General features: G+C 67.9%; 5 protein-coding genes. 4 read left to right on the top strand and 1 reads right to left on the bottom strand.

What is annotated here, in order from left to right; all coding sequences use genetic code 11:
- Positions 1–587: 587 nt before the first annotated feature.
- The gene (locus tag ACGFYN_RS45025) at positions 588–2,807 is read right to left on the bottom strand and encodes an FUSC family protein (RefSeq protein ID WP_393871796.1); all 2,220 of its coding nucleotides are present in this window, start codon (positions 2,805–2,807) and stop codon (positions 588–590) included.
- A 1,998-nt stretch (positions 2,808–4,805) separates the two neighbouring features.
- Between ACGFYN_RS45025 and ACGFYN_RS45020 the strand changes: the two genes are divergently transcribed.
- From ACGFYN_RS45020 to ACGFYN_RS45005, 4 genes are read left to right on the top strand one after another with little or no spacing between them, the layout of a single operon-like run.
- The gene (locus ACGFYN_RS45020) at positions 4,806–5,855 is read left to right on the top strand and encodes a 3-oxoacyl-ACP synthase III family protein (protein WP_393871795.1); all 1,050 of its coding nucleotides are present in this window, start codon (positions 4,806–4,808) and stop codon (positions 5,853–5,855) included.
- 3 nt (positions 5,856–5,858) lie between these two features.
- Positions 5,859–6,800: a hypothetical protein gene (locus ACGFYN_RS45015; RefSeq protein WP_393871794.1), complete on the top strand. Its 942-nt coding sequence runs from the start codon at positions 5,859–5,861 to the stop codon at positions 6,798–6,800.
- Positions 6,800–8,767, top strand: coding sequence for a fatty acid CoA ligase family protein (locus ACGFYN_RS45010; protein ID WP_393871793.1), 1,968 nt, complete (start codon positions 6,800–6,802; stop codon positions 8,765–8,767). The genes ACGFYN_RS45015 and ACGFYN_RS45010 overlap by 1 nt, the downstream gene beginning before the upstream one ends.
- Positions 8,764–9,801, top strand: coding sequence for an NAD-dependent epimerase/dehydratase family protein (locus tag ACGFYN_RS45005; protein ID WP_393871792.1), 1,038 nt, complete (start codon positions 8,764–8,766; stop codon positions 9,799–9,801). Before ACGFYN_RS45010 ends, ACGFYN_RS45005 begins: the two co-directional genes overlap by 4 nt.
- The last annotated feature ends 5 nt before the right edge of the window (positions 9,802–9,806 follow it).

The raw sequence follows: 9,806 nt of genomic DNA, 5'->3' as shown, positions 1-9,806 counted from the left end.
ACGACCCCACGCCGTTCATCTGGACCAAGACAGCCGAAGAGATCCTCGACTCCCTCGCCCGCCTCTGCCGACGGATCTCTGGCGCAGGACACTAGGTAATGGTCGAACGATCATCTTTGAAGAAAAAGTAGATATCATTGAGGGACAAGTTGGCAACCGCCGCCACGGTGCACCTTCAGCGTGCTGCAGGTGGCAGAGACGCAGCGGCCTTTAATGAGTGCACGATTCATGCGGAAAGGTATAGTCACCACGGCCGCACATTCCGAGGCGAATGGTGGCGGCATGTGACCACCAGGCGGAGTGCCGAGAATGCGAACGACGTTATCGACTCCTCAGTCTGATGCGGACGGAATTCCATGTGAGTCACGAGAGCTCGCATTGTCGGGTTCGGAGAGATGTTATTTGGTTTACCCAGAATGGATCCGGATCCGAATTTGAAGCAGTTTCCCCGCCTTGATGCGGTGAAGTGAATGCTGGGTGCACCTGGAGGGGAGGTATTCTGTCATCATCCGTCATGAAGACCCTACCGACCTCAACCATTCCACATGGGGCACGGGACACGGGGCCGCGAGTCGACGCCTGCCCGCTCAGTGCCCGGCGGCCGTGGCCGTGCCATCCTGCTCCTGCCCGCCGCGGGTGATCCGCGCCAGATCGGTGATCAGCCCGTCCAGCCACGACACGGTCGCGTAGTACAGCCGTGGTGCGCCGGGCGGCCCGGCCGTCGAGCACTCGATGGCCGGGTCGATCAGCGGTATCAGGGCGGCCGGGGTGTCGCCGCCGGGGTCCAGTGCCGCCGACACCAGCAGCATGCGTCCGCAGACCCGATCCCCCAGCCGGCTGACCGGGTCCGCCGCGTCCGGGAGCAACAAGGTCAGGGGTGATGCCAACAGACGCTGGGATCCCCACAGGGTGTGGTGACCGGCCATCAGCGCCGCCTGCCAGTCCACCGCGGACAGATCGACCCGCCGCCGGCCGCCGAAGGGTGTCGGTTCGCTCTGGAACTGGGCGTAGGCGGACTCCGCAAGGATGACCGTGTGCTCGAGCGACCGGTGCCCCGGCGCACCGGACACGGTGGCCGCCGCCGCGCCCTCCGTCACCGAGGCTGTCGTCGCCACCACGATCTCCGCGGCCCTTCGCAGGAGTTCCGCTGCCGCGTTGCGCATCTCGTCGTGGGCCCCGCGCGGCCAGGCGAGCAGGCCGAAGACCGCGCCGATCGCGCTGCCGACCAGGACGTCCAGCAGCCGGACCTCGGCCAGGCGCCAGGTCGGCGGCGCCAACTGTGCAAAGACCAGAGCCACGAGGACGGTGAAGAGTCCCTGAGCCCAGCCGACTCCTTTGACCGGCCCCACCGTGAAGGCGAACAGCATCCACACCGGCAGTACGGCGGCGTACACCGCTGTGTCGGGGCCCACCAGATCGAGGAGCCCGGCGGTCAGCAGGGCCCCGGCGAGGGTGCCCGCGAGCGCCAGGCGGATAGTGCTCCACGTCTCGTCCATGGTGGTCCGGGTGAGCGTAAGGGTCGCCAGCATCGCCCAGAACCCGTGGGGCAGGGTGTCCACACCGGCCACGAATCTGGCCGCCGTCAGTGCGAGGGCGATCCGCACCGCGTTCTGGAAGAACACCGACCGGCGGCCAGCGTTTCCGCGGACCCGGTGCCACCACAGGCCCGGCGCCCGGATCTCCGCATACCAGAAGCGCCCCGGCGAGACCTCCACCGAGGCGTGCCGCCCCCGTACGGCCAGATCCGCCGCCGTGCCCATGGCAAGCGCCGCGTCGGCGATCTCCAGGGTCGCCGCGTGCCTACGCAGGGCGGCGGGGGTGAATCGCGGTACGGAAGCGTTCCCCCTCCCGTCGGTGCGCGCGACGGCGCGAGCCGTCGCTGGGGTGGGCTCGGCGCCGCCGGAGAGAGCGGACAGGCGCGCGCGTGCCGCGACCAGTGCCTTGTACTCCGCCACCGGCGACGGCCCATGACTCAGACAGGCCGCGGTCGCTGTGGCGAGACGCGCGGCCGCGTGCAGTACGGCGCCGACCTCGCGCTCCGGGGGCACGCCGGGTTCGGCGGGCAGTTGTGCCAGCCGGCTGAGCAGGGCCCGGATGGCCAGCCCGGCGTGGGCGAGTGCGCGATCGCGCACCCCCGGCCCCGCCGGACGCTCCGCCTCCGGCACGCTCACAGGGCGCAGCGCCCGCCCGGCCTGCCGGGCGACCCGGACGTCCGCGTCGCTCAGGGCGTACGGGGGCCAGGCGAGCAGCGTCGCGCAGTGGGCGGCGATCCTGGCCACCCCGATGGCGTGATCCCGGTAGGGCGGCGGAGCCGGTTCCGGAAGGATAAGCGCCTCGGCCGCGATGAACAGGGCCAGTCCGGTAGTCGTCCCGATCAGCCGGTCACCGAGCGATCCGGGATCGTACGGTGGGAAGGACGGCAGGATGTAGAGGAGCTGCAGGCCCGGTGCCGCGCCCGCGAGCCGGGGGCCGCCCACAGCGGAAAAGGCCAGTGCGAAGCCGACCACGAGCATGCCGAGGACCGCGGTCCAGGCCCGGACGGACAGGTAGGTGCCGACGACCACCAGGACCCAGCACACCGGCAGCAGGCGCAGCGAGAGCGCAGCGCGCTGGCGGCCGGTGCCGGGGATCTTGGAGAGGCCGCCCAGTGCCACGGTGGCGAACAGGGCGTAGGTGGCGGCGACGGGGCGGCCGAGGCCGTAGCGGAACAGGAAGAAGCCCGTCGCGGCGACCAGGGTCACGTGCACCGCCCGGCGGCCCGAGGCCGTGTAGGCGGCCCCGATCCGGCGGACTGAGACTCCCCTCATCCCTACAGGATCACGCAACCGAGCGTGCCCGGCACCTTGATCGTGAACCGGGAACGGCGCGTGGGGTCCAGCAGCTTCGGCCGGTCAGGCCCGTCCCGACCGGCCCAGCGCGTCCTGGGCCCGGCCGGCCATGGTGGTGACCGGGTTCTCCGCGGAGGGCGGGTCGTTGATCGCCACGCGTTCTGCAGTACGACGGGCCCTTGCCTGCGACGTCCCCGCTCTACTCGGGTACACGGACAGGAGTTTCCGACGCTACGCCCTGGGCGGCGTGTTCACCCGAGCTCACATCGTCTCGATCCGCATGAGCCGCCAGAGCGACATCGGAGTGACATCGGCGGCTGACGGGGCTCCGGCCTGGCGCGTCCGGCTGCTCCCAGGAGATGCGTCCGACGGCGATCAGCACGCCCTTCGCCTGGTCGATGACGGTCGTGCGATTCCACGGCGGTTTCCAGCTGGCCCACCTTGGACTCCAGATCATGGATCTGGGTGTCCTGGGCCTGGACGACCTGCTCCATCCCCGCGTTTTGTTCGGCATGGTGACGCACGGTGGGCTCCAGGGTCTAGGGATCCACGACGTTCCACTACTTCGGTGCCCCGCACGCGTGCCGTGCATGCGGAGCCGTCACCGGCGCAGCACAGATCGGCGCCCTTGCTCCAGTTCCAGGATCGGCCCGTCGAACCCGGTGCACATGCCGAGCGGCCGGTTTGTTACAAGCCAAGCCCGGTGGCAAGCCGTCGGCCCGTGCCCTTCAGTCCGAACCGGGGCCGCTAGGACCCGCCCCGGCCCCGCTGCGCCTTGGCGCGGACGGTGTCGAGGGTGTGCCCAATATCGCGGCTCATCTGCTGCGCAGCCAGATAGGACGGTCCCGCGGTGATGTACATGCTCGATGCGCGGACCGCGGCTGCCCGGGCCGCCGCACACATGTCCTCGGCTCTTTGCCTCATCGCAGTCTGTCGGGCCTGTCGGGTCTGACGTGCCTGCATACGCTCCACCGCCGCGATCACGCGCGGGCCGCAAGCCGCCCCGTCACCTCGACAGCGTATGCCTGGAGGCAGGGCACCCGCCCTGCCCTGGCCGGATCGAGGCTTACGAAGGGGTTTCGTCCGGCGGGCGGCTCGTCGCGTGCTGCTGCTGTGGACCTGCTTGTTCGATGCCGGGGGCGAAGGTGTACAGCGTGCGCAGGCCCTCGTTCAGCGCGTATGCCAGCGCCGACCCGTGAGTCTGTCTGGGCCCGCCGACGGCGCCGAAGTGTGTACACCGTTTGGGGGCCGAAAAGTGCAGTGTCAGTCTGTCGGTTTTTGCTCGTATGTGTTCGGTTCGCGGGTGTCCTGCCGGGGAGGGTCGCGCAGTATTGAGTATTACCGGCGGTTCGAGCGAACTCCCTTGCGGATTCCGGCCGTTGTGCTGGGGACTGTTGTGCGATTCCGTTCGTTTCTGTAAGGTCCCACGGCAACAGATGCTCCCGAGCGAAGCATCCGTCTGTCCCCCCCCCATAAGGGCTCCCTTCGTGCCGGCGGCGGCGCCCTCACCAGTACGCCCCGTCGCGCCGCGCCTGGGCATGGTCCTCCGTCATCGATCATGACGTCACGCCAGCCGGTCTCCGCACCGCTTAGCGGCTCTCCGGCCGCGAGCGGCTTCCGGCTGCGCGCCCACTCTGCGAGTTCTTCCCTTGGATCCGCAGTTGCCGGACCGGATGTTTGGGCGCGGGGTGGGGCAGCCGCATCCATTTCAAGGTCGAGAGGAAAAGACGTCCATGAATCACCACAAGACCCGGTTGCTCACTGTCGCGACAGCTAGCTCCACCTTCGGGGCTGTCGGTGCGGGCACAGTCCTTGCCGAGAACCCGGCCTTCTGCGAGGGCGGATACCCGGAGACGACGAACGACAGCTAGAGGAGCCCGCTCCGATGACCTGCACCGATATCGGACGGCCAGCGATTTTCACTTTCCTGTCCGCCCGCCCGTTTGGTAGATGCGTTTTCGAAAAATGGTGTTTCTCATGAAAAATAGTCGGCTAGAAGCCATCGGGGCCTATTTGCCTGCAGAGGTGATGAGCACTCCTGAACTCCTCGGCTACGTGAAAAAGGCAGCGGAGTTCGACCTCGTCAAGGTCACTGGGATGAACGAGCGGCGGGTCGCCGACGACACCGCCGAGCAACCCGAGAACAGCCTGACCATGGCGGTGGCAGCAGCCCGTGAGTGCCTGAGGCGCTCGCAGTACGCTCCTGTGGACGTCGATGTCGTGATCTCATGCTCCATCAGCCGCTTGGCTGACGGTGGGCGCCTGCAGTTCGAGCCGTCGTTCGCCCACCGCATAGCCGAGGAAATCGGGGCCGCCCGGGCCGTGCACTTCGATGTGTCCAACGCGTGTGCGGGCATGATGACCGGTGTCTATCTGTTGGATCGCATGATCCGGTCCGGGACCGTGCGCAACGGTCTGGTGGTGAGCGGCGAGCACATCACGCCCATCGCCTTTACCGCCGCGCGAGAGATGAAGGACAGCCGGGACCCGCAGTTCGCTTCCATGTCTGTGGGCGACTCGGCCGTCGCCATTGTGATGGACGGCGCTACCGACGAGCGCGACGTGATTCACGACGTCGAGCTGGTAACCAGTGCGGAGTACTCGCACCTGTGTATTGGGAAGCCGAGCGACGAGTCCGGTGGCATAGCCATGTACACCGACAACAAGGAGATGCACGCCGTGGAACGGCTGTCGCTGTGGCCGACGTTCCACGGTGACAAACTCGCCGAGCGGGGTAGCCGATTCGCCGACGAGGGATACGACTTCATCGTCCACCACCAGGTGGGAAGCCGGTTCGTGGACTTCGTCAATCTCTTGGGGAGAAGGACGTTCGGCACGCCGATGCCGCCGACGCTCTCCGTCCTGGACAAGCTCGCGAACACGGCGAGCACCTCGCATTTCCTGGTGCTGCATCAGGCGCTCGCAGAAGGCCGAATACACGAGGGGGCGAAGGTTTTGATGGTGCCTGCGGCCTCGGGTGTGGTGGCCGGTTTCCTGTCCGCGACCGTCTCGTCCCTGGAGGTCTAATCGATGGCCACCGTCATCACCGCGGCCGCGGTGAGCCCGGCCCAGGGCTCCGGCAGCTCGATCACTCATGCGGCTGAGGCGGGCCGTGCCTGCCTGCAGCAGGCCGGTCTCACGGCCGCGGACGTCGACGTCCTCATCAACACCGGCGTGTACCGCGATTCCAACATCGTCGAGCCGTCTCTCGCCGCTCTGATCCAGAAGCGCATCGGTATCAACCTCGACTACCTGCGCTCTTCTGACAGGCGTGGGGCGTTCTCCTTCGATCTCATGAATGGCGCCTGCGGCGTCCTCAACGCTGTACAGGCTGCAGACTCCCTTCTCTCCACCGGCAGCGCCCAGCGAGTCATGGTCGTTTCCGCGGACACCCACCCGTCCATGGACCCCGCCCTCGCCGGAACGTTCGCGTTCCCGTACACGAGTACCGGCGCAGCATTGCTGCTGGAACGCACCGACGGTGACCGCGGTTTCGGCCGTGTGCACCATCGTTCCCTGCCCGGCGGACACGGGATCAACGGCTACGTGCCGCTGCGCGATGTCGGCTCCGAGGGGCGGAACAGCATTGTCGTGGACCGCTCCAGGGACGCACTGGACCGGATGCTCGACGTCGCCGCCGACGTGGTGCACACGACACTGGCAGCGGAGCGCGCCAAGACCGGACGCGGGCAGGTGATTGCTCTCGAACACACCTTGCTGGTCACCTCGCAGCCGTCGCCCGATTTTGCCGCACGGCTCGCCAAAGGTCTGGGTCTCGCGGCCGATGCCGCCGTCAGCGTTGAAGGCCTCCACGGCGACCCGCACACCTCTGCGCTCGCCTACGGTTACCGGCAGGCCCAGAGCCTGCAACGACACAGGGGGCACAAGGGGATCCTGTTTGTGTCTGTCGGCGCAGGACTGACCGCGGCGGCCTCGTTGTATCGGCTTGCCGGCGAAGGCACGGGTGGCTGATGACAGCCGCATCTTCACCGGCTGGCCCTCGGCAGGCCTCCCTGGCCGAGCTCCTTGCCCGGAACGCGTCCCACACCCCCAAGAAGGCAGCCGTTGTACACCCTGACGCTGACCGGAGCGAACTGGGCGGCCGAGCCGCGTATGTCACCGTCTCCTACGGAGACTTTGCCACCCGGGTTTCGGCCTGCGCTGCCGGTCTCGAAGCGCACGGCATTCGGCGCGGCACCACAACCGCCGTGCTGGTGCCGCCCGGCGGAGACCTGTTGACGCTTTTCTTCGCGATGATGCACCTCGGTGCCGTGCCGGTGGTGGTCGATCCTGGGATGGGTCTGAGTTGTATGCTCGGCTGCATCCGCCGGGTGGGTGTGGAGGCCTTCATCGGTATCCCATCGGCACATGTGCTGCGTCGGCTGCGCCCGCACGCGTTCGCGGGTGTGACCAGCCTGGTTTCGGTGGGCAGGAAGGATGGCACCGGGCTGCGGAAGCTGATGGCTCTCGGTGCCGGCCGGGAGCAGCCGGCCGCGCGGGTCGACCCGGACGATCTGGCCCTCATCGGCTACACCACAGGCAGTACCGGGCCGGCGAAGCCGGTCGAGTTCACCATGGGCATGCTGCGCGGCATGGCGGACAGCGTCGAGGAGGGGCACTCCACTAACGGCATGGAGACCACCCTGGTCACTATGCCGCTGATGGGGGTGTTCGATCTGGTGGCCGGGCGCACCGTGGTGATTCCGCGGATGGACATGGCCAGGGTCGGTGCCGCCGACTCGGCCACGCTCACTGACGCGATCCGCCGCTTCTCGGTGAACATGATGTTCGCGTCCCCGGCTCTCATGCGTCCGCTCGTGGCCCATCTGGCCGCGGCCGGGACACACGTGCCTTCGTTGCGGCTACTCGTCTCCGGTGGCGCCCCCGTCAGTGCCGCCCTGATGCATGAACTGCGTGCCGTGCTGCCTGACGAGGCACGGGTGTACAGCACCTATGGGGCGACCGAAGCTCTGCCGGTCGCGTTGCTGGAGAGCCGGGAGGCATTGGGCCCGGCCGCCGTCGGGCCGAGTGCGGGTCTTGGTGTCTGCTTGGGCCGCCCCGCGCCGGGCGTTACTGTCCGCACCATCGCGATAGGCGATGAACCCGTGGCCGTGTGGACATCCGGGCTGGAGGTCGCCCCCGGCGAGCCTGGCGAGATCATCGTGCGCGGCCCTTCGGTTAGCCCCGGGTATTTCCGGGCACCGCAGGCCGACGCTGAACATAAGATTGATGACAGCAGTGGACGCTGGCACCGTACCGGCGACGTCGGTTGGATCGACAGGACGGGGCGCCTGTGGTTCTGCGGCCGTAAGAGCCAACGGGTGTGCACGGCCGACGGAGATCTCCACACGGTGCGCTGTGAGAGCGTCTTCAACGCTCATCCGCGGGTGCGGCGCACCGCCCTGGTAGGAGTCGGACCGCACGGCGCCCAGCGCCCGGTGCTGTGCGTGGAGCTTCAGCCGGGCACCGACCGCGGCCAATGGCCGCGGATCGAGGACGAGTTACGCGACCTGGGCGCGGGCTGCCCCGTGACTAAACTGATCGTGGACTTCATGCCCCACCCGGCATTCCCCGTGGACATCCGTCACAACGCCAAGATCCGCAGGGAACTACTGGCGGGGTGGGCCGAGCAGCAGCTCACCGGAAACCAGCGCATGACCACCGTGGACCTGGCGCTGCGCGCCGTCCCGCTGGCTGGCTGGGCCTATCTGGTGACCTGGCCCCTACTCGCCCTTGACCACCCGGTGTTCGCCGCACTGTGGTGGGCCGACGCCTTCCTGAGTTTCGTCGTCCACGCGGCGCAGATACCGGCCGCCCTGCGCGCGGAGCAGGAGCTGGCCACTGGACGCACTCCACGGGCCACCGCTGCTCTCACCATGCTCTTCGGGGCGACGTGGTGGCGGAGGGCCCTGCGTAAGAGAAAGGCAGCCTCGTCATGAAAGCACTGGTTACCGGGGCGTCTGGGTTCCTCGGCAGCCACATCGTCGATGAGTGTGTCCACTCCGGCGATGCAGTTCGGGTACTGGTACGGCGTTCAAGCGACGTCGGCCGTCTCCGGACGGTACCGGGTATCGAGATCGTGCACGGAGACCTCGACCAACCCGATTCCGGTCCGCTGCGCGAGGCAGTGCAGGGTGTCGATACGGTCTACCACAGCGCGGCTCGGGTGCTCGACTACGGCAGCCGGAAGCAGTTCGAGCGCACCAATGTGACGGCCACTCAGCGGCTGCTGGGCGCTGCACGGGACGCGGGGGTGGGCCGGTTCGTCTTTGTCAGCAGCCCCAGCGCGGTGATGACCGGCGAGGACCAGCTGGACATTGACGAGAGCCAGCCGTACCCCGCCCGCTATCTCAATCTCTACTCGGAGACCAAGGCCGCTGCCGAGCGGATCGTGCTTACCGCGAACGGGCCAGACTTCACCACTTGTGCGATCCGGCCACGCGGAGTGTGGGGGCCGCGCGACTGGCACGGGTTCATGCCCAAGCTGCTGGCAAAGTTGCGGACCGAGCGGATGCCGGACCTCTCCGGAGGCCGGCGTGTCCTCACTTCGCTGTGCCACTGCACCAATGCCGCCCGGGCCTGTCTGCTTGCTGCCCGCTCCGACCAGGTGGGCGGGAAGGCGTACTTTGTGGCCGATCGGGAGTGGACCGACGTATGGGCGTTCACGGCCGAGATGGCGGAGCGTTTCGGCGGGGCACCACCGTCTCAGGCCGTCCCGGGCTGGGCGCGGGACGCGATAGTCAGTGCGGTCGAGACTGTGTGGCGCGTGCCGTACCTGGCCCACCGATATCCGCCGCCCCTGTCCCGCTACTCGGTGGCCCTCCTCACCCGGTCGACCACCTACAGCACCAAGGCGGCGGAGCGGGACTTCGGCTACCGGCCCGTGATCGACCAGCGCACGGGGGTGGAACTGCTGGAGCAATGGGTGAACGAGATCGGCGGTATCGATGCGTGGCTGGAAAAGGGACGGTAATCAGT

Origin of the sequence: Streptomyces sp. NPDC048419 (genome assembly GCF_043200415.1) — a bacterium.
In the GTDB taxonomy this organism is placed as follows: domain Bacteria; phylum Actinomycetota; class Actinomycetes; order Streptomycetales; family Streptomycetaceae; genus Streptomyces.
This window is presented reverse-complemented; position numbering and strand designations above follow the sequence as displayed.